Below are 22,904 nucleotides of genomic sequence, written 5' to 3' on the forward strand. Positions count from 1 at the left end.
CACCTCCAATGCGGCTGTACCCGTGCACGAACGGCCGAAACTCGTGATCGATCGAGATCGGTCGCGGCGCGCGCCGGACGCCGAGCCGTGAAAGTCTTGACATACCTCGATAGGTAGTCGCTTCTGGGAGGCTGGAACAGCATGGTTCAGTACCGACCGTTCGGGCGCACCGGCGTGCAGATCAGCTCACTGACGCTCGGCGCGATGAACTTCGGTCAGTCGGGCAACCCCGATCACGCCGAGGGCATCCGGATAATCCACCGGGCCCTCGACGCCGGGATCAACGCGATCGACACCGCGGACGTCTACTCGCAGGGCGAGAGCGAGGTGATCGTCGGCAAGGCGCTGCACGGCCGCCGCGACGACGTATTCCTGGCCACCAAGTTCCACGGGCAGATCGGCGAGGGCCGCAACACGCGCGGGAACTCGCGCCGGTGGATCGTCGCCGAGGTGGAGAACAGCCTCCGTCGTCTGCAGACCGACTGGATCGATCTGTACCAGGTGCACCGGCCCGAGCCGGAGACCGACTTCGACGAGACGCTCGGGGCGCTCACCGACCTCGTCCGGCAGGGAAAGGTCCGCTACCTCGGCACGTCGACGTTCGAGCCGTCGGCGATCGTGGAGGGGCAGTGGATCGCCGAGCGGCGCGGTCGCGAGCGGGTGGTCAGTGAGCAGCCGCCGTACTCGATCCTGGTGCGGGGGATCGAGCGCGAGATGCTCCCGGTGGCCGCCCGCTACGGCCTCGCCGTCCTGCCGTGGAGTCCGCTCGCCGGCGGATACCTGTCCGGGCGCTACCACTCGGGCCTGGACGCGCCGATCTCCGCGCGGGCGTCGCGCTTTCCCGAGCGGTTCGACCCGACCCGCCCCGCCAACGCCCCGAAGCTGGCAGCGGTCGACGAACTGGCCAAACTCGCCGACGAGGCCGGCCTGTCGCTGATCCACCTGGCGCTCGGGTTCGTGCTCGCGCACCCGGCGATCACCTCGGCGATCATCGGGCCGCGCACGATCGAGCATTTCGAGTCACAACTGGGCGCCGGCGAGGTGACGCTGCCGCCGGACGTGCTCGACCGGATCGACGAGATCGTCCCGCCCGGCACGAACCTGAACCCGATCGACGCCGGATATCAACCGCCGTCCCTCGCCGACAAGACCACCCGCCGCCGCACTTGAGGCGTCGCGCCTAACGTGCCGGGCTTAAGGCGGCGTGCTGCCGACCGGCGCGCCGGCGTCACGGTCGCCGACGGTTGGGACGCCATTTCGTAGGCGTTGCACCGGTGCGGGATCGATCGGCAGCGGCGGGGCGCCACCGGTGGCCGCCGCCGGATGCTGCGGGCCGGCGCTCGGCAGTGGTGGCGCGTGGCGGACCGCGGGGCTGATGGTCGCCGCGATCGCGGCGGCCAGCATGAGGGCGGCGAGCGGCCAGATCGCCGCGTGCGGGGGGAGAGCGGTCAGCAGGCAGCCGGCGATCAGCGAGGCCAGCGGCATGACGCCCCACGTGACCGTCATGGCCGCGCTCGTCACGCGGCCGAGCAGATGGTTGGGAACGAGCACGGCCGCGCAGCTCGTCAGCACGACGTTCCACAGCGGACCGACGAACGCGCAGGCGGCGCCGAGCACGCCGAGCAGTATCGGGTTGGTCGTGAAGGGAAAGAGCGGGAGCAGCGCGGCCCAGACCCAGGTGACCCCGACGACGACCCGGCGGGCGGTGAGGTGGCGGTGCAGTTTCGTCGCTGCCAGAGCGCCGGCCAGGCCGCCCGCGCTGTACAGGCCGAGCAGCACGCCGACCGAGGCCGAGCCGCGCTCGTGGGCCAGCACCACCAGGATCAGCACGAGCGCCTGGAAGACCAGGTTGCTGACCGCGAGCAGCGCGATCGTCATCCGGATCAGCGGCTGCCGCCAGATCCACCGCAGTCCGTCGAGCGTCGCTCGCCAGAGCGATTCCCGCCGGTCCGCCGAGCGGCCGGCGGCCGGGTCGGCGGGTGCAGGGGCGGGGGCGGCTGGCTCGGCGGGTGCGGGGGCGGCGGCGTCGTTCTGCGGCCGGGCCGGCGAGGGTGCTTTCAGGTCGCGGCGGACCAGCACCAGGGCAAGGGCGGAGAGCAGGAACGAGGCGAAATCGACCAGGAACGGTACGGCTCGGCCCGCGGCGAACAGCAGTCCACCGAGCGGCGGCCCGATCAGGCCGGCGCCGCGGGTGCGGGCCTCGTTCTGGGCGATCGCCGCGGGCAGGAGGCCGGCGGGGACGACCAGCGGGAGGGCCGCCCGCTCGGCGAGGCCGAAGAAGACCGAGCAGAGACCGACCGCGAACGCAACCGCGGCCAGGTGCGCGACCGTGAGCGCTCCCGCCAGGACGGCGATCGGCACACTCACCACCGCCACGGCCGCGGTGAGCTCGCTGACCAGCAGGACGGTGTGCCGGTTCCAACGGTCGACGAGCGGGCCGGCCGGCAGGTTGGCGACCAGGAACGGCAGCGATCCAGCGGCGGCGACCAGGCCGGCGTCGCCGGGGGAGCCGGTGGTCGCGAGCACGAGCAGCGGCATCGCCGTGCCGCTGATCTGGGCGCCGAGCTGCGACACGACTTGGCCGCTCCACAGCGCCACGAAATCCCGGTTGCGCCACAGGGGAGTGGTCACGGGATCTCCGGCGTGGGAAAGGCGTGGAACACCACCGAGATGTGCCGTGCGCCGGGGGAGGCTTGATCCGGGTCGCGGTACCAGCGGGAGAGCAAGGCGAGGTATTCCTCGGCGAACCGGGCGAGTTCCTCGGCGGTGAGCGTCGTGCCGCCGAAGGAGTGTTGGGCGGCGTCCGAGAAGTCGCCGTAGGAGTCGCGGTCGGTGAGGTAGGCCAGCAACTCGCGCCCCGACCGCTCGAACCACTGCCGGCCCACCTCGTCGGCCGCGGCGGCGATCTGCGGGTCGGTTGCCCGGCGGGGCAGGCGCAGGTCCTGGGGGATGGCTCGCCAGTATCGGCGCCGGCCGGCCGAGCGGGCCGTGTCCTCCTCGAGGAAGCCGAAGCGCTCCAGCTGCCGCAGGTGGTAACTGGTCGCGCCCCGATCGGCGCCGAACTCGGTGGCCAGGTCGGCCGAGGTGGCCGGACCCTGCCGCTGGAGCCGGGTGAGCAGCTGCTGACGCAGCGGGTGAGCGAGCGCCTTGAGCGCCTCGACGTCGGTCAGGAGACGGGGCCGGTTCTCCACCATGATGAGAAGATACCTATGCAAAGACTTGTTCTCAACACCGAGGAGCAGTTGATGTACTGACGGTGTTGCCGGGAGCGCCTACCGTGAGCGGTGTGACGAAGCTCGATCGGGGCGGCCCGGTTCCGCCGTCTGATCCGTGGCACGAGGCAGCCCCGCTGGACGCCGCTGCGTGGCCGTCACCGCCCGTCCCCGACGACATGGGCCCCGCGGACGCCCCGCACCGCCGGCTCCCCTGGCGATGGGTCGCCCTGACCGCCGTGGTCGTTCTCGCCGCGGCGATCGGTTTCGGGTTGCGCTCGCCGCGCTCGCCCGGCCCCGCGCCCACGCTCGCCGCTCCCGCACCGACCGCCTCGGCCGGCTCGGCGCCGGCGACGGTGACCGTCGTCTACGCGGTGACCGCGGGGTCGGGGGACATCGGCAGCGTGCAGTACACCGATCAGGACGGCACCATCGTCAGCCGCGGCGGCATCGATCTGCCGTGGCGGGTCACCTTCCAGGTGACCGGGGAGCCGCACGGGTTCGTCCTCATCGCGCAGCGCAAGCAGGGCGGCACCGGGGCGGTGACCTGCTCGATCACGGTCGGCGGCAAGGTGCTCAGCAGCGCGCGGCAGACCGGCCGCTACGCCGCCCCGGAGTGCTCCGCCTAGCTGTCCCGTCCGGGTAGGTCCACACAGCACGGGCCCGCGTACGGTGGCCACATGAAGATCGTCGTGCTCGATGACTATCAGCGGGTCGCGCGCTCGTACGCCCCGTTCGACGCGCTGCCGGACGCCGAGGTCGAGGTGCTGCACGAGCACCTCGTCGGCGTGGACGAGCTGGCCCGGGCGCTGCGCGGCGCCGAGGTCGTGGTGGCGATGCGCGAACGCACACCGTTCCGGGCCGAGATCTTCGCGAAAACGCCGGACCTTCGGCTGCTGATCACCACCGGGATGGCGAACGCGTCGATCGATCTGACCGCGGCCGCGGCACACGGCGTGACGGTGTGCGGCACCGCGTCGGGGGCGGCGCGGAACACCGCCGAGCTCACCTGGGCGCTGATCCTGGCCTGCCGGCGCCGGGTGGTGACCGAGGACCGGGCGCTGCGCGAGGGCCGCTGGCAGACCACGATCGGCACCGATCTGGCCGGGACCACCCTGGGGGTGCTCGGGCTGGGCCGGCTCGGCACGCAGGTGGCCCGGATCGGGCAGGCGTTCGACATGCGGGTGATCGCGTGGAGCGAGAACCTCACGCCGGAGCGGGCCGAGGCGGCCGGGGCGACGCTGGTGAGCCGGGATGAGCTGTTCGCGGCGAGCGACGTGCTGACCGTCCACCTCAAGCTGAGCGAGCGGACGGTCGGTCTGGTCGGCGCCGCCGAGCTCGCGGCGATGAAGCCGGGCGCGATCCTGGTCAACACGTCGCGCGGGCCGATCGTGGACGAGGCCGCGCTGGTGACCGCGCTGACCGCGGGATCGATCGCGGGCGCGGGCCTGGACGTGTACGACGTCGAGCCGTTGCCGGCCGAGAACCCGCTGCGGGGCGCGCCGAACACCGTGCTGCTGCCGCACCTCGGCTACGTCACCGACGCCACCTACCGGACCTGGTACGAGCAGGTCGTCGAGAACGTCGTGGCCTGGCGCGCCGGCTCTCCGGTGCGAGTTCTGAGCAGTTAGGGCCGCCCCGGGCGGGGCGGCCCCGAACTTCAGACCGCGCGTGCGAGGGAGACCGCGAACAACCCGTCCCGGTCGGTCCACCAGTGGTCGAGGGCGAACCCGGCATCGTCCAGCTCCCGGTCCACCCCGTCCCGGCGGAACTTCGCCGACACCTCGGTGCGGACCTCCTCGCCGGCCGCGAAGTCGACCACGAGACCCACCCCCGGGATCGTCACCCGCATCGGCCAGCGGGCCCGCAACCGCATCTCGATCCACTCCCGGTCCGCGTCCCAGAGCGCGACGTGCGCGAACCCGTCCAGATCGAAATCCGCGTCCAGGCTGCTGTTGAGCACCCGCAGCACGTTCCGGTTGAAGTCGGCGGTCACCCCGTCCGCGTCGTCGTACGCCGGCACCACGACCCGCGGGCTCTTCACCAGGTCGGTGCCGAGCAGCAGATGCTCGCCCGGGTCGAGGACCGAGCGCACGTCGGCGAGGAACTGGGCCCGCTCCTCCGGCACCAGGTTCCCGATCGTGCCGCCGAGGAACGCGACCAGCCGGTCCCCGCCGTCCGGCAGGTGCTTCAGATGCCGGGCGAAGTCCCCGACGATGTTGTGCACCCGCAGCCCCGGGTAGTCGGCGGTGATCCGCGTCGCGGCCGCCGACAGCGCGGTCGGCGACACGTCCATCGGGACGAACGTCTCCAGCGTGCCGGCCGCGGTGAGCGCGTCGAGCAGCAGCCGGGTCTTGGTGGAGTAGCCGGAGCCGAGCTCGAGCAGCGACCGCGCCCGGGTGTGCGACGCGATCTCGGCCGCGTGGTCGTGCAGGATCTGCCGCTCGCTGCGGGTCGGGTAGTACTCGTCGAGCTCGGTGATCTTCTCGAACAGCTCGCTGCCCCGGGCGTCGTAGAACCACTTGGGCGGTAGCCATTTCGAGTCGGCGGTGAGGCCGGCGATCACGTCGGCCCGCAGCGTGCGGGCCAGGTCGTCGGCGTCCATGTGCACTTCGAGCGCGGGCGCGTTCATGCTTCTCCCAGTGGAGTAAGGGTGAGGTCGGTGGCCGTGGCGGTCAGCAGGGTCCCGTCGGGGACCGGACGCCAGGCGGAGCGGTCGTCGAGCGGCTCGGAAGCGACCGTTATAAACGAAAAATCGGAGATATACGACAAGGAGTGTCCAACCGCCGTGGCGGCGAGCGCCACGCCGTCGGTGAGCAGCAAGTTGAGCCGCGAGCCCGGCGCGGCCCGCGACACCTCGGCCACCACACCGGCCAGCGCCTCGGCAAGCGAGGCGCCGGCCCGCAGCCGATCACGGACCAGGACCCACAGCAGCGCCGCATCGGTCGGCGCGTCCATCGTCAACAAGTCCGTGGGTGGCAATGTTCCGGCGAGCTTGGCGACCGACGCGGGCCAGCCGGTGACGACCCCGTTGTGGCTGAACAGCCAGGGCCCGTCGCCGAACGGCGCCGCGGCCGTTTCCACCACCGGCATGCCGACGGTCGCACTGCGCACGGCCGCGAGGACCGCGCCGGAGGAGGTCGCGCGGGAGATCGCCGGGAGCGAGACGTCACTCCATATCGGAGTATCGCGTCGGTACCGAACGGGGCCGGCCGGGGTGTACCACCCGACCCCGAACCCGTCCGCGTTGATCGTCCCGCCGCCGCGCATGTCTCGCGGCGCCCAGGATTGATGCACGAGCGAGTGCGGCGGGTCGAACACCAGCGAGGCCAGCGGCACGGGCGGCCCGAGATAGGCCAGATGGCGGCACATCAGGCGTCCCGCGCACAGCGGAACCCGCTGAAGATCTGCCGCCGGATCGGATAGTCCCAGTTGCGGAAGGTGCCCCGGCAGGCCGACCGGTCGGTGCCGAACGATCCGCCGCGCAGCACCTTGTACTCCGGGCCGAAGAACACCTCCGAGTACTCCCGGTAGGGAAACGCCACGAACCCCGGGTAAGCGGCGAAGTCCGTCGACGTCCACTCCCAGACGTCCCCGATCAGCTGATGCACCCCGAACGGCGAGACTCCGGAGGGGTACGCCCCGACGGGGGCCGGTCGCAGATGACGCTGTCCGAGGTTCGCCTGCGCAGCCGTGGGCTCCTCGTCGCCCCACGGATACCGCCGGGACCGCCCGGTCGCCGGGTCGTAGCGGGCTGCCTTCTCCCACTCGGCCTCGGTCGGCAGCCGTTTGCCCGCCCAGGCCGCGAACGCCTCGGCCTCGTAAAAGCTCACGTGCACGACCGGCTCGTCGGGAACGATCCGCTGGGTGCGACCGAATTTCGTGTACGCCCAAGCGTCGCCATCGCGTTCCCAGTGCGACGGGGCGACGATCCCCGCGGCCTGCCGGTATGCCCATCCCGAGGCGCTCCACCAGCGCGGGTCGTCGTACCCGCCGTCGTCGATGAACTCGGCGTAGGCGCCGTTGGTCACCGGCGCCCGGTCGATCCGGAAGGCCGGCACCACCACCTGATGAGCCGGCCGCTCGTTGTCCAGCGCCCACGGCTCGGTGCTGGTGCCCATGGTGAACGGGCCGGCCGGGATCAGGGCCTCCCCGGTCACCGGCCCGGACGATGCCGGCGGCGCGGGCGCGTCGAGCACCGGCGCGCCGCGGCGCAGCTGATGGGTGGCGAGCATGGTCTCGTCGTGCTGCTGCTCGTGCTGGACGATCATGCCGAACGCGAACCCCTGGTCGACCAGCGGCGCACCGTCCAGCCGGCTGCGGGTCAGCACGTCGAGCGCCTTGTCCCGGACGGTCGCCACGTACCGCCGGGCCTCGGCCGGACCGAGCAGCGGCAGTTGCGGCCGGTCCCGGCGCGGATGCTTGAACGCGTCGTACAGCTCGTCGATGTCGCGGCGCACCGGCTCGCGCCCGCCGACGTCCCGGACGAGCCACAGCTCCTCCTGGTTGCCGACGTGGGCGAGATCCCACACCAGGGGCGACATCAGCGGCGAGTGCTGCCGGATCAGGTCGCCGTCGTCGACGGCCTCGGTCAGCAGGACGGTGCGGTCGCGGGCCCGTCCGAGCTCGGCGGCGACCCGGTCACGCAGGCGGTCGGTCTCGATGGTCATCACGGCTCCCGGGTGGCGGCGCTGCGGGGGCGGTCGGTCTCGATGGTCATCACGGCTCCCGGATGGTGCCGGCGCCGCGGGGGCGGTCGGTCTCGATGGTCATGACGGCTCCTCGGCGGTGCCGGCGCCGCGCAGGCGCCGCTGGACGGTGTCGGTGATGTGGGTGCGGACGCCGGCGGGCAGGCCGGTCTCGAGCCGGCCGTGGGCCAGGTCGGCCAGCGCGGTGGCGGCGCGGCGCAGCGGCGGGTCGGCCAGCCCGTACCGGTACGCCGTGTGCCAGCACCCGGCCACCGGCCCGGCCAGCTCGAGCGCCGCCTCGGTGGTCCGCCGGTCGGCGAACAGCGCCGCGAGCAGGGCCACCGGCGCGATCCACTCGTCGCCCGGCTGGCTGTCCAGGTAACGGATCTCCAGGTAGCCGTGCGGCCGGACCGGCGGGAAGAGCGTCGACAGGTGGTAGTCGACGTCGGCGGCGGTGGGCGGGTCGGGCAGAGCCCCGGCCAGCCAGTCGGCCAGCGTCGCGCCGGGCGGCGGGTCCCAGCAGGCGACGCCGCGCCGTACGCAGATCAGCGGTGCGGCCAGCGCATAGCGGACCCAGGCGGCCGCCGGGTCGGACGGTGGCCCGATCGGCGGGTGGGTGAGCCGGGGATCCATGCCCCACCACGCCGCCATCCGGGCCGAGGCGAGCCCGGTGTCCCGGCCGGCGTGCCGGGACGAGTTGGCGAACAGGGCGAGCAGCGGCGGCCCGAGCGCGAGCGCGGCCCGCCAGCGCGCGGGCAGCTCGGCCGGGGTGCCCGCGTCGAGGCAGACCTGCAGACCGGCGGTGCTGCTCATCATGATCCGGCCGTGTCGGCCGCGGGCGTCGAAGACCCGTTCCATCGCCGCGTACCGCGGGGTGTCCAGCAGCCGCCGGGGCGATCGGTGTGGGTCGATGCCGTGCTCGCCGAGGCGCAGCCCGGCGCCGTCGAGCAGAGCGGTGAGAGTGGTGAGATCGGCGGTGACGGCCGCGTGCAGCGCGGCGACCGATCGGGCCGGGGCCGAGGAGATCTCCACCTGGCCGCCGGGCTCGATGGTGATCTGGCCGCCGGCGGGCAGTGGCTCGGGCGGATCCCCGGGCGACTCGGGTGGATGCCCGGTCGGCTGGGGCGGGTACCCACTCGGCTCGGGCGGATGCCCGGTCGGCTCGGGCGGGTGCCCGGGATCGAGGGTGGCCGGGGCGTGCCGGCCGAGGGCTTGCCGCAGGGTTTCGCGGTCGAGGGGCGCGCGGGGCGCCGCGGTGTGATGCACGGTCCATTCGAGTTCGGCGCCGATCAGCGCCGGTGGGCCGGTCTTGAAGCAGATGGCGCGGATGTGCGCCTCCACTTCCTCCTGCGTGCGCAGCCGGCGGCTGGTCGCCGCGGCCGCGTCTTGGTCGAGCGTCGTCATCGGACGTGCTCCCGTCGTCACGAACGGTGGCTCTCCGTTACCTCGACGGACACTACGGCGAGGGTCCGACAACTTCGGGACCGACAAGTGTCCTATCCGGACGCGTACGCAGGGCTTCCTGCGGATTCGTCCCGAAAGTGACCTGCGTCACCCCTCGAACCCGCGGCGGGCTTTCTCCACCTCGCTCAGGTGCTCGGCCTGCCAGGCGGCGAGCGTGGCGAAGACCGGGCCGAGGCTGCGTGCCAGCTCGGTGATCTCGTACTCGGCGCGGGGCGGGACCTCGGCGAAGTAGTGCCTGGTGACCAGGCCGTCCCGCTCGAGCCGGCGCAGCCGCTCGGTGAGCACCTTGGCGGTGATCCCGCCGATCCGCCGGTGCAGCTCGACGAAGCGCAGCCGCCCGTCGCGATGCAGGGTGAGCAGGATGGGCGTGGTCCACCGGCGGAAGACGAGGTCGACGACCGGCCCGATCGGGCAGGCCGCGATCGGGCCATCGATCGGGCCGTCGTCGCTCATCGATCAGTTGTACCTCGGCGGAGAGCCGCGGGCCGTCGGCACCTCAGCGGAACGCCGCCACGTGCCGGGCCGCCCACGCCGCGAACGGTCCCGGCGCCCGGCCGAGGATCTTCTCGATGTCCGGGCTGACCCGCTGCTCGTCCACGGTCGGCGCGCCGAGGATCTCGAGGGTCCCGTCGGCCACCGGCGCCGGCATGAGGCGCAGCATCTGCTCGCGAGCCTGCGCGCGGGTCTGCTCGGCGAACCGGATCGGCGTGCCGAGCGCGGACGCGAGGTCGGCGGCCCGTGACCGGGGCGTGCTCAGCGCCGGCCCGGTCAGCTCGTACGCCCGGCCGTCGTGCCCGTCGCCGAGCAGCACCGCCGCGGCCGTCGCGGCGATGTCCAGCGGGTCGACGATCGGCAGCCCGACATCGCCGAAGGGCGCCGCGACCGTGCGGAGCTCTCGGACGGCCGGTAGCCAGGCGTACGCGTTGCTGGCGAAGCCGCCCGCCCGCAGGTGCGTCCAGGCCAGGCCGGACCTCTCGACGGCCGCTTCGAGGGCGCGCATCGGCGCGTAGGCCGCCGAGCCGGGCCGGGTGGCCACGGCCTGCGACGAGAGCAGGACCATCCGGCGTACGCCGGAAGCCCGCGCCCGGTCGACCACGGCGTGCGGGTCGATCCCGCCGCCCGCGCCCGGCACGATCAGGAACACCGCGTCCGCCCCGTCGAAGGCCGGCCGCAGCGTCTCCGGCGCGGCCAGATCGGCCCGCACGTGCCGCCCCGCAACGTCCGGCGCCCGGCGGGACACCGCGGTCACGTCCGCCCCGCGCTCGGCCAGCATCCGCACCAGCGGCCCACCGACGTTCCCGGTTGCCCCCACCACTGTGATCATGTCAATGCTTCCCTTCGGATACCCCTTCGGACCTGCGGAAAAGCTATCCACGCCGGTCCATTAGGCACCTAGCGGAAACCGGCTGTGCGGTGCGCCACAGCGGTCCGGGGGCGGGACGCGGACCTCGCCGGCGGAACGGTCTCACCATGAAGGTCATCGTCGGTATTCGAGGGCATCGATCCTGTCGGGAAATGGACCGGTGACCTGCGCCGATCCCGTGCGACCATCATGACTGTCGGCAGTGCTGGGGGCGGCCATGAAGGTCAGGGTCTATCACAACGGCGATGACGTCTTCATCGCGTGGAAGCCGGACGGGATCATCCCGCAGTGCCGCGGGTTCGCTCTGCTGCGGCGCCGCAACGGGGTCGAGGAAGTGGTCAGCACCTGGGTGGGTTTCGCGGGGCAGCCGGCCGCCGACGGCGAGCGGCGTGCCTCGACGAACTGGCCGATCCAGAAGTACCAGTGGACCGACTACATGGCGCAGCCGGGCGACGAGCTCGCCTACCGGGTGCTGCCGATGGTCGGGCCGGACCGGGACAACCTGCACCCCGACCCGGCCACCGCGAGCGACTGGACCGAGCCGGTGACCCTGTCGCACCTGGTCTCGCCGGGCGTCGAGGTGCTGTTCAACCGCGGGATCGTGGCCTCGCAGTGGGTGTCCCGGCGGCTCGGCGTGACCGATCACGACCTGCAAAATCAGTACCTCGACCGGATGATCGCGACGCCCGGCGACAAGCTGCGATCCTATCTGGCCGGTCCGCTCGGCGATCGGTTGTTCGCGCTGCTGGCCGAGGCGGCCGCCGAGAAGCGCGAGATCTATGCGGCACTGTTCGAGTTGGACGATCCGCAGCTGATGGATGCGCTGCTGGCGATCGGTTCGCGGGCGCACCTGGTGCTCGCCAACGGCAGCGTGGACACCAAGGGCGAGGACGAGAACGCCGCCGCCCGCGCCGCCCTGGTCGCCGGCCAGGTCGAGGTGCACGACCGGATGTGCGCGCCACGCGCCCTGGGCCACAACAAGTTCCTGGTGATCTGCGACGTCGACGGATCGCCCCGCTGGGTGTGGACCGGCAGCCAGAACTGGACGATGACCGGCCTGTGCACGCAGGCCAACAACTCGGTCCTGATCGACGACCCGCAACTGGCCGCGCAGTACCGATCGCAATGGGACCTGTTGCGCGGGGCCGGCGACCTCACCCCCGCGTCGCTGAAGCAGGCGAACACCCTGCCGCGCGACCAGCAGGTGGACAAGGCCGGCGTCCGGTTGTGGTTCACCCCGACCATCGCGTACGCCGATCTGGTCGACACCCGCAAGATCATCGCGAACGCGCAACAGGCCGTGCTGTTCCTGATGTTCAACCCGGGCCCGCGAGACTCACTGCTCAACGCCATCCTCGACCTGGCGCGCGCCCCGCACGCCGGCAGCCGGCTCTACCTGCGGGGCGTGCTCAACCAGGACCCGAGCACGAAACCGAACCCGGTCGGCCTGTTCGACCAGAAGAACCGTGAGTTCGCCGACTACGACGTGGTGCTGCCCGCGGCGATCGACAAGGCGACCGACTTCTTCCGGGCCGAGCTGAAGAAGCTCGCTCGCGGGTTCGCGATGGTGCACAGCAAGGTGATCGTGGTCGATCCGTTCGGCGACCGCCCGGCCGTGCTGACCGGATCGCACAACCTGGGCCCGAGGGCCAGCGGCACCAATGACGAGAACCTGCTGGTGATCCGGGACGCGCCGGGGGTGGCGGCGGCGTACGCCACGAACATCATGAGCGTGTACAACCAGTATCGGTGGCGTTTCCGCCGCCAGCTCCAGCCGGTCGCCAAGCGCTGGAAGGGCCTGGTCGACGCGGACACCTGGCAGGGCTGGTACCTGACACCGGACAGCGCCGCCCTGCGCGAGGTGAACTTCTGGGTCGGACAGTGACCCGCTAGGGTTTGCGGCCCACGCCGCCGTAGAGCGCGACCTGCGCGTCGGTCAGTTCGGCCGGCTCGGTCGGGCGCCACTGCAGGATCGGCACCACGCCCGGATCGACCAGGTCGAGGCCGTCGAAGAAGCGGGTCACCTCGGCCCGCGACCGCAGATGGCTGGGCATGCCCTGGCGGCGCATGACCTCGACGAAGCGGGCCCACTTCTGCGGCTCGTGGTCGGCGGTCACGTGCGACACCACCAGGTAGCTGCCGCTCGGCAGGGCGGCCAGCAACTTTGCCACCAGGCCGTACGGGTCGGCGTCGTCCTCGAAGAAGTGCAGGATGGCGAACAGGAGCAACGCGACCGGCCGGGACAGGTCGAGATTGTCGCGGGCGCCGGCGAGCACCCGATCGACATCGCTCAGGTCCGAGTCGACGTACGCCGTGTGGCCGGCCGGCGCGCTGGTCAGCAGTGCTCGGGCGTGGGTGAGCACGAGCGGGTCGTTGTCCACGTAGACGATCCGCGCGGCCGGGTCGACCCCCTGGGCGACCTCGTGCACGTTCGGCGAGGTGGGCAGCCCGGTGCCGATGTCGAGGAACTGGCGGATCCCGGCGTCGGCGGCCAGCCAGCGTACCGCCCGGCGCATGAACGCCCGGTTCTGCAGGGGCGCGGTCGCGGCGTTCGGGTTGGCTTTCAGCCCCTCCTCGGCCGCCGCGCGGTCGACGGCGAAGTTGTCCTTGCCGCCGAGCAGGTAGTCGTAAACGCGGGCGGGATGGGCTCGATCCACGGGGGTCAGCATAGAGGCAATTGCATTGAACGATCGCCCCGGTCCGCCCGTACTCGTGAAGGGCAAGGTCGCCGAAGAGGGAGTGGGAGTCGCGATGGCAGGGACCGGAATCGACACCTCGATCCTGCACAAAGGGTCGCACAGTGCGTCTTATTTCGATCTCGCTCGAAGTGCCGGCGACGGAGTGGAGATCGTCGACTTCTGCATCCCGTGCAACCCGTACTTCCCGACCCCGGAGATGTTCGACGAGCTCGCCCGGGAGCTGAAGAACATCCTCAAGTACTACCCGTCGGACTCGGCCGGCATCACCAAGAAGCTGGCCAGCGTGCTCGGCCTGCACCCGCAGACGGTGGCGATGGCGAACGGGTCCACCGAGCTGATCACCTGGATCGACCACCTGCTGATCAAGGAGAGCGTGGCGATCCCGATCCCGACCTTCGGCCGCTGGACCGACCAGCCGTTCGAGACCGGCAAGCGGGTCGACATGTTCCCCCTGCAGGAACGCGACGGTTTCCGGCTCAACCTGGACGACTATGTCCGGTTCATCCGCGAGCGCAAGTCGCGGGTCGCGGTGATCTGCAACGTGAACAACCCGGACGGCAACTACATCCCCCGCCGCGACGTCATCCGGTTCATGGACATGCTCGGCGACCTCGACCTCGTGGTGATCGACGAGTCGTTCATCGACTTCTCCGACGCCGAGCAGTACCCGTCGGTCGGCCCGGACGCGGTGATCCGGCCGAACACGGTCGTGCTGAAGAGCCTCGGCAAGAACTTCGGCCTGCACGGCATCCGCTTCGGCTACATGCTGGCGAACCCGGCGATCGCCGGGACGATCGGCAAGGCGCTGCCGAAGTGGAACCTCAACTCCCTCGCGGAGAAGGTCGTCTTCATGATTCAAGAACACGAGGAGGAGTACGAGGACAGCCTGCGCCTGTTGAGCCGGGACCGGCGGCAGATGGCGGGGGAGTTGTCCCGCGTACCCGGACTCACCGTCTTTCCGTCCCAGGGAAACTTCATCCTGGTGAAACTCCCGACCGAGTGGTCCGGCGTGGCGCTGCGCGACTTCCTGGTCGCCAACCACGGCGTCTACACCCGGGAGTGCGGCAACAAGCTCGGCATGACCAGCCAGTTCATGCGGCTGGTGGTGCGCCCGGCACGGGACGTCGACCGGCTGATCGACGGGATGATGGACTACGGCCGCCAGTTCCTGCCGCGCGGCCAGTACGACGACCCGCGCGCCCAGTACGACGACCCGCGCGGCGGCGGCTGGGAGGACGTCCCGGACAACCTGATCCAGTACCCCACCCGCCGGAGCGAGTACACGGCCCGGCGCGCGGCGAACGGGTAGCTTCCGGCGCTCTGGGTCGGTTGTTCGATCCCCGTACACGTGGGTGTTCGTTTGGTCCCTCATCGTGACGACATGCCCCAGTACCTGAACACCGTCGCCGGCAGCCCGTGGGTCCTGGCCGTCGTGTTCGTCGTGGCCGGGCTCGACGCGCTGCTGCCGTTCATGCCGAGCGAGTCGACGGTGGTGGCCTGCGGCGTGGCGGCGGCCGGCACGGGGCGGCCCCATCTGGCGCTGCTGATCGCGGCGGCCTCGGCGGGCGCGTACCTGGGCGATCAGGCGTCGTTCCGGATCGGCCGGCGCAGCACCGGACCGGTCGAGGCGCGGCTGAGCCACCGTCGGGCGCGGGCCCTGCACGCCTGGGTGCGCCGGCTGCTGCACAGCCGCGGCGGGCTGGTCATCGTGTTCGCCCGGTACCTGCCCGGCGGCCGGTCGACCACCGCGCTGGCGGCCGGGTTGGTTGGCTACCCCGCGGCGCGGTTCCACTGGTACACGGCGATCGGCGTGGTGGTGTGGGCGGTCGAGGCCGCGCTGATCGGCTACCTCGGCGGCGAGGTGTTCACCGGGCGGCCGCTCCTCGGCCTCCTGCTGGCCGGCGCGGTGGCGCTCGCCATCTCCGGGTTCGCGGTGCTCATTCAGCACGTTTTCGCGCCAACTCCGGCCGAACCGATCCCGTCCGAGCAGGTGACGGCATCGTCCACAGCCGTGCTTCGACGCTCGTCATCGCGTAGTTAATCTTTTCCGCTCGGTGACGCGTACTTCCTGTCAACATCCTGTGCAGGAGGTCCGCATGCTTGGCTGGCGTCGACTCTGGGGTCCCGCGATCGCGGCCCTCGCGCTGACCCTGATCGACCCGGGGGCGGCCTGGGCGGAGCCGGGCGTTCCGGTCCCGCCCAACGGGCTGCTCTCCGACAAGGCCCGGGGTGCGGTGTCCGCGGCCGACCGCGACTTCGTGACCAAGGTGCGCCTGGCCGGGCTGTGGGAGATCCCGGCCGGGGACATGGCGCAGCAACGCTCGCAGAACGCGCGCATCCAGGAGATCGGGCGGACGATCGCCGGGCAGCACAAGGCGCTCGACGAGCTCACCCGCGCCGCCGCCGCCAAGCTCAAGATCGACCTGCCGGACAAGCCGAACAGCGACCAGCAGAAGTGGCTCGGCGAGATGCGCGACGCGACCGGCGCCGATTTCGACCAGATCTACATCGACCGGCTGCGGGCCGCGCACGGGAAGATCTTCCCGGCGATCGCGGCGATCCGGGCCGGCACCCGCAACGACACCGTGCGGCGGCTCGCGCAGCAGGCCAACCAGTTCGTGATGACACACATGACGCTGCTCGAGTCGAGCGGAATCGTCGACTTCCAGGGGTTGCCGACCGTGCCGCCGCCGTCCGCGAGCGCCGCCCCGGTGCTCGCCGCCGAGCGCCGGACCACCTCGCCGGTGACCAGCACGCCGGTGATCCTGCTCGCGCTGGCCGGCGGGATCCTGGCCGGCATCCTCGGCACCCGCTTCCTGGTCGGCCGCCGCCCCCGCCGGTACTACCGAGGCTGACGCTACTCGACACGGCGGACGTCCCCGCCGGTACTGCCGCGGCTGACGCCTTTGGGTACGGTGGGCGTCATGTCCGCCGATGTCGTGGTCGTCGGGGCCGGGCCGGCCGGTCTCACTCTCGCCAACCTGTTGCAGCGCAACGGGATCGCCTGCGTCGTCCTGGAGGCCCGCGACCGCTCCTATGTGGAGCAGCGGCAGCGCGCCGGGGTGCTCGACCACTACGGCGGGCAGATCTTCGAGCGAGCCGGGCTCGCCGCGGAGGTGCTCGCGGGCGCGCCGGTCGAGAGGTTCCTCGAGCTCCGGTACGAGGGGAAGCCGCACCTGCTGGACGTGCCCGCCCTGGCCGGCGGGCGGGCCGGGTGGATCGTCCCGCAACAGATGCTGGTGCGGCGGCTGCTCGGCACGTTCCTGGCCGGCGGCGGCGATCTGCGGTTCGAGGCGCGGGAGGTGGCGCTGCACGACCTGACCTCCGCGCCGCGGGTGACATACACCGACGCCGCCGGACCGCACGAGATCGAGTGCTCGTACGTGGCCGGTTGCGACGGCTTCCACGGGGTGAGCCGGCCGAGCATCCCCGAGGACGAGCTGACCACGTACACGTTCGACCACGGCATCGGCTGGTACACGGTGCTCGCCGACGCGCCGCCGCCCCGCTACCCACTGATGGGAATCGGTGCGAACGGTTTCGCCGCGCAGTTCGCCCGCGGGCCCGGGGCAAGCCGCTTCTACGTGCAGTACCGGCCGGGCGCCGAGGACCCGCGTGCCTGGCCGGACGACCGGACGTGGGCCGAGCTGCGGGTCCGGCTCGGCGATCCCGGCCTGCCGGGCGGGGCCATCACCGACCGCGAGATCGTGGAGATGCGCAGCTTCGTGGCCGAGCCCATGGCGTACGGGAAATTGTTCCTGGCCGGCGATGCCGCCCACATCATCACGCCGATGGGCGCCAAGGGGATGAACCTGGCGATCGCCGACGCGGACGTGCTGGCCGACGCGCTCACCTCGGCGCTGCGCGGAGACGACGCCGCGCTGCGCGCCTACTCCGACGTGTGCCTGCGCCGCACCTGGGACTACCAGGACTTCTCCCGCTGGTTCACCGAAATGGTGCACGACATCGACGGCGATCCGTTCCGGCGGCGGCTGGCCCGGGCGCGGTTCGACCGGTTGTTCACCAACCAGGCCGCGGCGGCCGCCTTCGCCGACATGATGGCCGGCGTGGAACTGGTGTCCTGACCCGCGGTTCGGCCGCGTCCGGTCACTCGCGCCACTAGGGTCACTCGGCATGAAGGTACGCGAGGAAGAAGTGAAGGTTTCCGGCCGGATCCGGTCGATCGTGATCCGGCCGGTGGGCGAGCGGTCGTGGCCCGGGGTGCTGCTCTACACGGACATCTTCCAGCTGACCGAGTCGACGCTGCGCACCGCCCGGCGACTCGCGGCGGCGGGATTCGTCGTCTGCGTACCGGAAATCTATCCGCACGGTGAGCTGGCCGGCGTCGCCCTGGAGTTCGACGACGCCGGGAAGGCGGCCGGGCTGGCCGGCGCCGCGGCCACGCCGACCGCGTCGTTCGACGCCGACCGCGGGACCGTTCTCGACTACCTGGCGGCCCGCGACGACGTGACGGCGCTGTTCGTGACCGGGTTCTGCATCGGCGGGCATCTGGCCTTCCGGGCGGCCTTCGACCCGCGGGTGGCGGCGACGGTGTGCTTCTACCCGACCGGTTTGCAGAACGGCGGGCTGGGCGCGGACGTGGCGGACTCGCTCTCCCGGGCCGCCGGGATCCGGGGCCGCCTGATGGTCGTCTTCGGATCGCAGGACCCGCACGTGCCCGCCGACGCCCGCCTGCAGGTCGTCTCGGCCCTGTACGCCGCGGGCCTCGACGATCTGGAACTGCACATCTACCGGGGCGGCGAACACGCCTTCATGCGCGACATCGGCGCCCGCCACGACCCGGCCCTGACCGATCTGGCCCTGGCCGAGGCGGTCTCCTTCTTCGGCGGCCGATAGGCGCTTCCCGGCCGGCCCGCGGCGATACCCCGGACGGGTCAGCTTGTTCCCCCGGGCGGTACAGGGCTGTACCGCCCGGGGCGTCGGCGAAATTAGCGTCGGGGCATGACGGTCGGAGAGCGGATCAGGGCGCGGCGCCTGCTGCGCGGCTGGAGCATGCGGTACGCGGCGAGCCGGGCCGGCGTCTCCCACGCCACCTGGAGCCGGATCGAGCGCGGGCGGTCGCCGTCGCGGAGCACACCAACCCGGCCACCATCGCGGCCGGCTGCCGGCAGGTCTTCTATTACGCCGACACCGCGCGGGCGCTCGCCCAACTGCGCGGGCGGGATCGGGAGGCGATCCGGTTCCTGCTCACCGCCGAGCGGATCGCGCCGCAACACCTTCATGCGTCGCCGCTCGCCCAGGAAACGACCCGATCGCTCCTGGACCGGTCGGGCGGCACCCAGTTGCGCGGCCTCTGCGAGCGCCTGGGCGTCGCCTGAAGCTCAGCGGCGGACCGATCGCCGGGTTCAGCGCCGGACCGATCGCCGGGTTCAGCGCCGGATGTCGCCGGGCCGCTCGCCTCCAGCACCATCGGCAGGTTCAGCGGCGGACCGATCGCCGGGCTAGCAGGATGCCGAGCAGCGCGGCCAGACCCAGCAGCAGCACGCCACCGGTGATCAGCAGACCGGCCGGAGTCCCGGCGCGCCGGACGGCGGATTTCGCCGCCTGGGCGACCCCCGGGCCGCCGGCCGGCGCGGCGGCCGTGCCGGTGGTGACCGCCGAGCTGGTGGCCGGCGCGGCGGCCGGGCTCGTGGTCACCGCCGGCCGCGGCGGCAGGGCGTAGCGCAGGATGTCGGCCTTCGTCCCGGCCGGCTGCCGGGACGTCTCGGAGACGGTCACCAGCGCCGTCCCGTCCGGCGTGTAGGCGACCGACTCGCCCTGCGGCTCGTCCGGCATCGGGATCTGCCGCGGCTCGCCGTGCGTGATCGCGCCCACGACGTCCCCGCGCGTCACTGGGAACTCGAACGCGTCCGCGTAGGTCCGCAGCACCACGTGCCCGCCGTCGGGGCTGACCGCGCCGCCGGTGATGAGCAGCCGCCCGGCGATCGAGAACGGGTTGTCGGTCGCCGTGATCGGCAGCGCGACCTCACCCACCTTGCGCATCGGCGTCGTCGCCTTGGCGGCCAGGTCTCCGGCCGGCTCGTAGATCCCCGCGGTGCCTATCGTCTTGGTCACCACGATCGGTGTGCCGTCGCCGTCGAACAGCAGCGCCTCGGCGTCGTGCGGCCCGTCCGGATACGCCAGCCGGTAGAGCCTGGGGTGGCTCGATCCCGGCGGCAGCCGCCACAGCCCGATCGTCGGCCGGTTCCGGTTGTTGTCCCCGATGTCGGCGACCCACAGTGTCCCGCCCGGCGCGAGTCCCATGTCCTCGGTGTCCCGGGGCCGCGACGGATACGACACCGTACGCGTGACCGCGCACCGCCCGTTCAGGTAGAAGATCTTCCGCGCGGCCGGATCGTCCGACCCGTCGTTGACCACCACGAACCCGCCGGAAGTCGCCACCATCCCGGACAGCTCGGTCAGGTGTTTGCCGCCGATCCGGCACACCCGCTGCGAAGCGAGCGCCACACCCGGCGCGACCAGCAGACCGACCCCGATCATCAGTGCGACCAGCGCCGCCCCCACCCGCAGTCTCATCGCCTTGCATTCCAGCAGACGATCGCCGGTGGCGGCGGCGCCACCCGGTGTCAGACTGCCGACGGACGCGAGCGCAGCACCAGGACCAGCTGCATCGCGCCCAGCAGGAGCAGCCAGATGCCGGTCAGCACGACGATCGTGGTGAGCGACGGGCCCGGCCAGATGAGCACGATCAGCCCGCCCAGCACGGACAGCCCACCGAGCAGGGCGAGGAGCCAGCGGGCCGGGCCGCCGCGGAAGTCGGCGAAGGCCTCGATCAGGGCGATGACGCCGCCGACCAGCCAGCTGATGCCGATGATGGTCGCGATGACCAGCAGCGACACCACGACGTCGCGCAGGCAGACGATGCCGCCGATGATGAACAGCAGGCCGATCACCCCGCGTAGCGCCCGGTGCAGGCCGTCGGCGCCGCGCGCGGTGATCGCGTTGACCAGGTAGACGATGCCGTGGAAGAGCAGCCACAGCCCGAACAGGACGGCGCCGACGTGCAGGGTCTCGTCGGGCCAGACGAGGAACAGGATGCCGAAGACCAGCGAGACGACGGCCCCGGACAGGGCGAGCCACCAGAGGAACTTTTCCGTACGACGGTCGGTCGAGAGCGTGTCGGTCATCGATACTCCCTCCACGAAAAGTAAGATTCACTTTACTCTCCGGGGCGCTCCCCGGGGCGCCAGATTTCGGCCCGCCAGCTGCGCAAAGGTGAGGCGTCGTTGCGCTGGACCACCGGGTAGAGGCTGGACACCGCCTGCCAGGACGGCTGCGCCTTCGGGCGCGGGGCGGCCAGTGCCCGGACCAGGGTTTGCACCAGGTCGAGCAGCGCCTGGTGCAGCTGCGGGTCGGCGACCGTGCCGGCGTCGTCCATCGCGGACTGGGTGAGCGGGATGCGCACGCACGCCGGGTGCAGCACCTTCGCCCCGGCATGAGCGAGCACGGTCTCCAGCGCCGTGCAGGCGCCCTCGTCCTGGCCGGGCACCGCGACCGACAGCCATGCGGCCGGCTTGCCGGTCAGGTCGCCGCCGTCGACCAGCCAGTCGAGCAGGTTCTTCAGGCTGCCGGGCATCGAGCCGGCGAACTCGGGCGTGCTGAACAGCACCGCGTCCGCCGCCGACACCTGCAGGCGCAGGAACGACACCGCGTCCGGCGGGGTGTACTCGCCGGGGACGAACGCCGGCAGGTCGCGCAGCCCGTCGTAGAGCGACGCGCTGATCTCGGCGGGCGCGTGCCGGGCGGCCGTGCGCAGGGCAGCGGTGTGCAGGGAGTCCGGCCGGGTGTTGCCCGAGATCAGCAGGATGCGGGTCATGCCGGGGACGATACGTGCCGACGATGACCGGCAGGTGTCGCAGCGAGCGGCCGGGCGACGGTTCGCGGTCGGGTGACCCGAGTCACACGGGACCGGTCGTCTGCGGCACGATGGTGCGGACGACTACCGGAGGGGAGTGAGACATGACCGCCGTACGGCTGTTGGTCGGCACGCGCAAGGGAGCGTTCACCCTGACCGCGGACGGCACGCGCAAGGACTGGGAGGTGAGCGGTCCGCACTTCGGCGGGTGGGAGATCTACCACGTCAACGGCTCGGCGGCCGATCCCGATCGGTTGTGGGCGTCGCAGACGTCGGGGTGGTTCGGTCAGATCATTCAGCGGTCGGACGACGGTGGGCGCAGCTGGCAACCGGTCGGCAACGACTTCGCCTACGCCGGTGAGGTGGGCGAGCACCTCTGGTACGACGGCACGCCGCGCCCGTGGGAGTTCAAGCGCATCTGGCACATCGAGCCCTCCCGGACCGACCCGGACGTGGTCTACGCCGGCGCCGAGGACGCCGCCCTGTACCGCTCGGCCGACGCCGGCGCGACCTGGACGGAGCTGACCGCCCTGCGCACCCACGAGTCCGGCCCGCGCTGGCAGCCGGGCGCCGGGGGCCTGTGCCTGCACACGATCATTCTCGACCCGGTGAACCCCGACCGGATCTTCGTGGCGATCTCCGCGGCCGGCGCGTTCCGCACCGACGACGGCGGCCGGACCTGGCAGCCGATCAACCGTGGCCTGCGCTCCGAGCAGATCCCCGACGAGGACGCCGAGGTCGGCCACTGCGTGCACCGCCTGGCCATGCACCCGTCCCGGCCGGACGTGCTCTACATGCAGAAGCACTGGGACGTGATGCGGTCGGACAACGCCGGCGACCAGTGGCACGAGATCAGCGGCGACCTGCCGACCGACTTCGGCTTCCCGATCGCGGTGCACGCCCACGAGCCCGAGACCGTCTACGTCGTTCCGATCAAGAGCGATTCCGAGCACTACGTGCCGGACGCCCGTCTGCGCGTCTACCGCAGCCGTACCGGCGGGAACGAGTGGGAGCCGCTCACGAACGGCCTTCCGCAGGAGAACTGCTACGTCAACGTCCTCCGGGACGCGATGGCCGTCGACGCCCTGGACGAGTGCGGCATCTATTTCGGCACGTCCGGCGGCCAGATCTACGGCTCCTCGGACAGCGGCGACTCCTGGCAGCCGATCGTGCGCGACCTGCCGCCCGTCCTCTCGGTCGAGGCACAGGTGCTGCCATGATCCGGGTGGTGCTGCCGCCGCATCTGCGCACGCTCGCGCACGTCAGCGGCGAGGTGACCGTGTCGGTCGCCGGCGACGTGACGCAGCGGCACGTCCTGGACGCCGTCGAGGAGCGCTTCCCGATGCTGCGCGGCACCATGCGCGATCGAACCACCGGCAAACGACGCCCGCTGGTGCGCTTCTTCGCCTGCTCCGAGGACCTGTCGAACGAGTCGCCGGACGCGCCGCTCCCGGACGAGGTCGCGGCCGGCAAGGAGCCGTTCCTGGTGGTCGGCGCCATGGCCGGCGGCTGACCGGCACCCTGTTCCGGAGCGCCGGATCACCCGCCACATCCGTCGCGTTGTCCCCGCCGCTCCCGGCGACCCGGATGGGTCCGGCGGAA

General features: G+C 71.9%; 24 protein-coding genes. 12 read left to right on the forward strand and 12 right to left on the reverse strand.

Going from position 1 to position 22,904, the window contains the following annotated elements:
• Positions 1–141: 141 nt before the first annotated feature.
• Positions 142–1,170, forward strand: a complete 1,029-nt coding sequence (locus ODJ79_RS36485; protein WP_263028231.1) for an aldo/keto reductase — start codon at positions 142–144, stop codon at positions 1,168–1,170.
• Between the two features lie 24 nt (positions 1,171–1,194).
• Here the strand turns inward: ODJ79_RS36485 and ODJ79_RS36490 are convergent, their stop codons facing one another.
• Both ODJ79_RS36490 and ODJ79_RS36495 read right to left on the reverse strand, forming a co-directional pair.
• Positions 1,195–2,631, reverse strand: a complete 1,437-nt coding sequence (locus tag ODJ79_RS36490; RefSeq protein ID WP_263028232.1) for an MFS transporter — start codon at positions 2,629–2,631, stop codon at positions 1,195–1,197.
• A complete protein-coding gene (locus ODJ79_RS36495) occupies positions 2,628–3,194 on the reverse strand; it encodes an ArsR/SmtB family transcription factor (protein ID WP_263028233.1) in 567 nt (188 codons plus the stop codon). Before ODJ79_RS36495 ends, ODJ79_RS36490 begins: the two co-directional genes overlap by 4 nt.
• A 92-nt stretch (positions 3,195–3,286) precedes the next feature.
• On the opposite strand from ODJ79_RS36495, the gene ODJ79_RS36500 reads away from it, so the two are divergent.
• Both ODJ79_RS36500 and ODJ79_RS36505 read left to right on the forward strand, forming a co-directional pair.
• Positions 3,287–3,841, forward strand: coding sequence for an MmpS family protein (locus ODJ79_RS36500; protein ID WP_263028234.1), 555 nt, complete (start codon positions 3,287–3,289; stop codon positions 3,839–3,841).
• A 51-nt stretch (positions 3,842–3,892) separates the two neighbouring features.
• Positions 3,893–4,843, forward strand: a complete 951-nt coding sequence (locus ODJ79_RS36505) for a D-2-hydroxyacid dehydrogenase family protein (protein ID WP_263028235.1) — start codon at positions 3,893–3,895, stop codon at positions 4,841–4,843.
• Positions 4,844–4,872: 29 nt separating this feature from the next.
• Here the strand turns inward: ODJ79_RS36505 and egtD are convergent, their stop codons facing one another.
• From egtD to ODJ79_RS36535, 6 genes are all read right to left on the reverse strand, one after another.
• Entirely contained in the window at positions 4,873–5,844 is a 972-nt protein-coding gene (gene egtD / locus ODJ79_RS36510; protein WP_263028236.1) for an L-histidine N(alpha)-methyltransferase, read from the reverse strand.
• A complete protein-coding gene (gene egtC / locus ODJ79_RS36515) occupies positions 5,841–6,584 on the reverse strand; it encodes an ergothioneine biosynthesis protein EgtC (RefSeq protein ID WP_263028237.1) in 744 nt (247 codons plus the stop codon). Before egtC ends, egtD begins: the two co-directional genes overlap by 4 nt.
• Positions 6,584–7,882, reverse strand: coding sequence for an ergothioneine biosynthesis protein EgtB (gene egtB / locus ODJ79_RS36520; protein WP_263028238.1), 1,299 nt, complete (start codon positions 7,880–7,882; stop codon positions 6,584–6,586). The genes egtC and egtB overlap by 1 nt, the downstream gene beginning before the upstream one ends.
• A gap of 99 nt (positions 7,883–7,981) precedes the next feature.
• The gene (locus ODJ79_RS36525) at positions 7,982–9,304 is read right to left on the reverse strand and encodes a glutamate-cysteine ligase family protein (protein WP_263028239.1); all 1,323 of its coding nucleotides are present in this window, start codon (positions 9,302–9,304) and stop codon (positions 7,982–7,984) included.
• A gap of 147 nt (positions 9,305–9,451) precedes the next feature.
• Complete coding sequence (locus ODJ79_RS36530; protein WP_263028240.1) at positions 9,452–9,817, reverse strand: winged helix-turn-helix transcriptional regulator; 366 nt, start codon at positions 9,815–9,817, stop codon at positions 9,452–9,454.
• 43 nt (positions 9,818–9,860) lie between these two features.
• Positions 9,861–10,688, reverse strand: coding sequence for an NAD(P)H-binding protein (locus ODJ79_RS36535; protein WP_263028241.1), 828 nt, complete (start codon positions 10,686–10,688; stop codon positions 9,861–9,863).
• 256 nt (positions 10,689–10,944) lie between these two features.
• Between ODJ79_RS36535 and ODJ79_RS36540 the strand changes: the two genes are divergently transcribed.
• Positions 10,945–12,612, forward strand: coding sequence for a phospholipase D-like domain-containing protein (locus tag ODJ79_RS36540; protein WP_263028242.1), 1,668 nt, complete (start codon positions 10,945–10,947; stop codon positions 12,610–12,612).
• Between the two features lie 4 nt (positions 12,613–12,616).
• On the opposite strand, the gene ODJ79_RS36545 is transcribed toward ODJ79_RS36540, so the two are convergent.
• Positions 12,617–13,384, reverse strand: coding sequence for an SAM-dependent methyltransferase (locus tag ODJ79_RS36545; RefSeq protein ID WP_317620733.1), 768 nt, complete (start codon positions 13,382–13,384; stop codon positions 12,617–12,619).
• Between the two features lie 94 nt (positions 13,385–13,478).
• Between ODJ79_RS36545 and ODJ79_RS36550 the strand changes: the two genes are divergently transcribed.
• From ODJ79_RS36550 to ODJ79_RS47290, 6 genes are all read left to right on the forward strand, one after another.
• Positions 13,479–14,735 (forward strand): pyridoxal phosphate-dependent aminotransferase, encoded by a 1,257-nt coding sequence (locus tag ODJ79_RS36550; RefSeq protein ID WP_263028244.1) that lies wholly within the window; start codon positions 13,479–13,481, stop codon positions 14,733–14,735.
• A 72-nt stretch (positions 14,736–14,807) separates the two neighbouring features.
• Positions 14,808–15,467 (forward strand): DedA family protein, encoded by a 660-nt coding sequence (locus tag ODJ79_RS36555; protein ID WP_263028245.1) that lies wholly within the window; start codon positions 14,808–14,810, stop codon positions 15,465–15,467.
• A gap of 55 nt (positions 15,468–15,522) precedes the next feature.
• On the forward strand, positions 15,523–16,281 hold the full coding sequence (locus ODJ79_RS36560; RefSeq protein WP_263028246.1) for a DUF4142 domain-containing protein: 759 nt from the start codon (positions 15,523–15,525) through the stop codon (positions 16,279–16,281).
• Between the two features lie 69 nt (positions 16,282–16,350).
• A complete protein-coding gene (locus tag ODJ79_RS36565; protein ID WP_263028247.1) occupies positions 16,351–17,511 on the forward strand; it encodes a 4-hydroxybenzoate 3-monooxygenase in 1,161 nt (386 codons plus the stop codon).
• A gap of 49 nt (positions 17,512–17,560) precedes the next feature.
• On the forward strand, positions 17,561–18,283 hold the full coding sequence (locus tag ODJ79_RS36570) for a dienelactone hydrolase family protein (protein WP_263028248.1): 723 nt from the start codon (positions 17,561–17,563) through the stop codon (positions 18,281–18,283).
• Positions 18,284–18,439: 156 nt separating this feature from the next.
• Entirely contained in the window at positions 18,440–18,892 is a 453-nt protein-coding gene (locus ODJ79_RS47290; protein ID WP_411267408.1) for a hypothetical protein, read from the forward strand.
• On the opposite strand, the gene ODJ79_RS36580 is transcribed toward ODJ79_RS47290, so the two are convergent.
• Genes ODJ79_RS36580 through ODJ79_RS36590 form a run of 3 tightly spaced genes read right to left on the reverse strand, consistent with a single transcriptional unit; the run spans position 18,866 to position 21,263 of the window.
• Positions 18,866–19,963, reverse strand: a complete 1,098-nt coding sequence (locus ODJ79_RS36580; protein ID WP_263028250.1) for a hypothetical protein — start codon at positions 19,961–19,963, stop codon at positions 18,866–18,868. The two genes, ODJ79_RS47290 and ODJ79_RS36580, sit on opposite strands and share 27 nt — an antisense overlap.
• Positions 19,964–20,013: 50 nt before the next feature.
• Positions 20,014–20,574 carry an HdeD family acid-resistance protein gene (locus ODJ79_RS36585; RefSeq protein WP_263028251.1) on the reverse strand — a complete coding sequence of 187 codons (561 nt, stop codon included), beginning with the start codon at positions 20,572–20,574 and terminating at the stop codon, positions 20,014–20,016.
• A gap of 32 nt (positions 20,575–20,606) precedes the next feature.
• Positions 20,607–21,263: an NADPH-dependent FMN reductase gene (locus ODJ79_RS36590; RefSeq protein ID WP_263028252.1), complete on the reverse strand. Its 657-nt coding sequence runs from the start codon at positions 21,261–21,263 to the stop codon at positions 20,607–20,609.
• 143 nt (positions 21,264–21,406) lie between these two features.
• Here ODJ79_RS36590 and ODJ79_RS36595 point away from each other — a divergent pair, with 143 nt between their 5' ends.
• The gene (locus ODJ79_RS36595; RefSeq protein ID WP_263028253.1) at positions 21,407–22,522 is read left to right on the forward strand and encodes a WD40/YVTN/BNR-like repeat-containing protein; all 1,116 of its coding nucleotides are present in this window, start codon (positions 21,407–21,409) and stop codon (positions 22,520–22,522) included.
• A complete protein-coding gene (locus ODJ79_RS36600; protein ID WP_263028254.1) occupies positions 22,519–22,815 on the forward strand; it encodes a MoaD/ThiS family protein in 297 nt (98 codons plus the stop codon). Before ODJ79_RS36595 ends, ODJ79_RS36600 begins: the two co-directional genes overlap by 4 nt.
• Positions 22,816–22,904: the final 89 nt, after the last annotated feature.

The organism is Actinoplanes sp. KI2 (assembly GCF_025630775.1).
GTDB lineage: Bacteria > Actinomycetota > Actinomycetes > Mycobacteriales > Micromonosporaceae > Actinoplanes.

What these genes read in the sequence shown, in the direction of transcription:
- ODJ79_RS36485 (WP_263028231.1), top strand. Translation starts at nt 142, where the DNA reads ATGGTTCAGTACCGACCGTTCGGGCGCACCGGCGTGCAGATCAGCTCA.
- ODJ79_RS36495 (WP_263028233.1), bottom strand. Translation starts at nt 3,194, where the DNA reads ATGGTGGAGAACCGGCCCCGTCTCCTGACCGACGTCGAGGCGCTCAAG.
- ODJ79_RS36505 (WP_263028235.1), top strand. Translation starts at nt 3,893, where the DNA reads ATGAAGATCGTCGTGCTCGATGACTATCAGCGGGTCGCGCGCTCGTAC.
- egtD (WP_263028236.1), bottom strand. Translation starts at nt 5,844, where the DNA reads ATGAACGCGCCCGCGCTCGAAGTGCACATGGACGCCGACGACCTGGCC.
- egtC (WP_263028237.1), bottom strand. Translation starts at nt 6,584, where the DNA reads ATGTGCCGCCATCTGGCCTATCTCGGGCCGCCCGTGCCGCTGGCCTCG.
- egtB (WP_263028238.1), bottom strand. Translation starts at nt 7,882, where the DNA reads ATGACCATCGAGACCGACCGCCTGCGTGACCGGGTCGCCGCCGAGCTC.
- ODJ79_RS36525 (WP_263028239.1), bottom strand. Translation starts at nt 9,304, where the DNA reads ATGACGACGCTCGACCAAGACGCGGCCGCGGCGACCAGCCGCCGGCTG.
- ODJ79_RS36530 (WP_263028240.1), bottom strand. Translation starts at nt 9,817, where the DNA reads ATGAGCGACGACGGCCCGATCGATGGCCCGATCGCGGCCTGCCCGATC.
- ODJ79_RS36535 (WP_263028241.1), bottom strand. Translation starts at nt 10,688, where the DNA reads ATGATCACAGTGGTGGGGGCAACCGGGAACGTCGGTGGGCCGCTGGTG.
- ODJ79_RS36540 (WP_263028242.1), top strand. Translation starts at nt 10,945, where the DNA reads ATGAAGGTCAGGGTCTATCACAACGGCGATGACGTCTTCATCGCGTGG.
- ODJ79_RS36550 (WP_263028244.1), top strand. Translation starts at nt 13,479, where the DNA reads ATGGCAGGGACCGGAATCGACACCTCGATCCTGCACAAAGGGTCGCAC.
- ODJ79_RS36555 (WP_263028245.1), top strand. Translation starts at nt 14,808, where the DNA reads ATGCCCCAGTACCTGAACACCGTCGCCGGCAGCCCGTGGGTCCTGGCC.
- ODJ79_RS36560 (WP_263028246.1), top strand. Translation starts at nt 15,523, where the DNA reads ATGCTTGGCTGGCGTCGACTCTGGGGTCCCGCGATCGCGGCCCTCGCG.
- ODJ79_RS36565 (WP_263028247.1), top strand. Translation starts at nt 16,351, where the DNA reads ATGTCCGCCGATGTCGTGGTCGTCGGGGCCGGGCCGGCCGGTCTCACT.
- ODJ79_RS36570 (WP_263028248.1), top strand. Translation starts at nt 17,561, where the DNA reads ATGAAGGTACGCGAGGAAGAAGTGAAGGTTTCCGGCCGGATCCGGTCG.
- ODJ79_RS47290 (WP_411267408.1), top strand. Translation starts at nt 18,440, where the DNA reads ATGCGGTACGCGGCGAGCCGGGCCGGCGTCTCCCACGCCACCTGGAGC.
- ODJ79_RS36580 (WP_263028250.1), bottom strand. Translation starts at nt 19,963, where the DNA reads ATGAGACTGCGGGTGGGGGCGGCGCTGGTCGCACTGATGATCGGGGTC.
- ODJ79_RS36585 (WP_263028251.1), bottom strand. Translation starts at nt 20,574, where the DNA reads ATGACCGACACGCTCTCGACCGACCGTCGTACGGAAAAGTTCCTCTGG.
- ODJ79_RS36590 (WP_263028252.1), bottom strand. Translation starts at nt 21,263, where the DNA reads ATGACCCGCATCCTGCTGATCTCGGGCAACACCCGGCCGGACTCCCTG.
- ODJ79_RS36595 (WP_263028253.1), top strand. Translation starts at nt 21,407, where the DNA reads ATGACCGCCGTACGGCTGTTGGTCGGCACGCGCAAGGGAGCGTTCACC.
- ODJ79_RS36600 (WP_263028254.1), top strand. Translation starts at nt 22,519, where the DNA reads ATGATCCGGGTGGTGCTGCCGCCGCATCTGCGCACGCTCGCGCACGTC.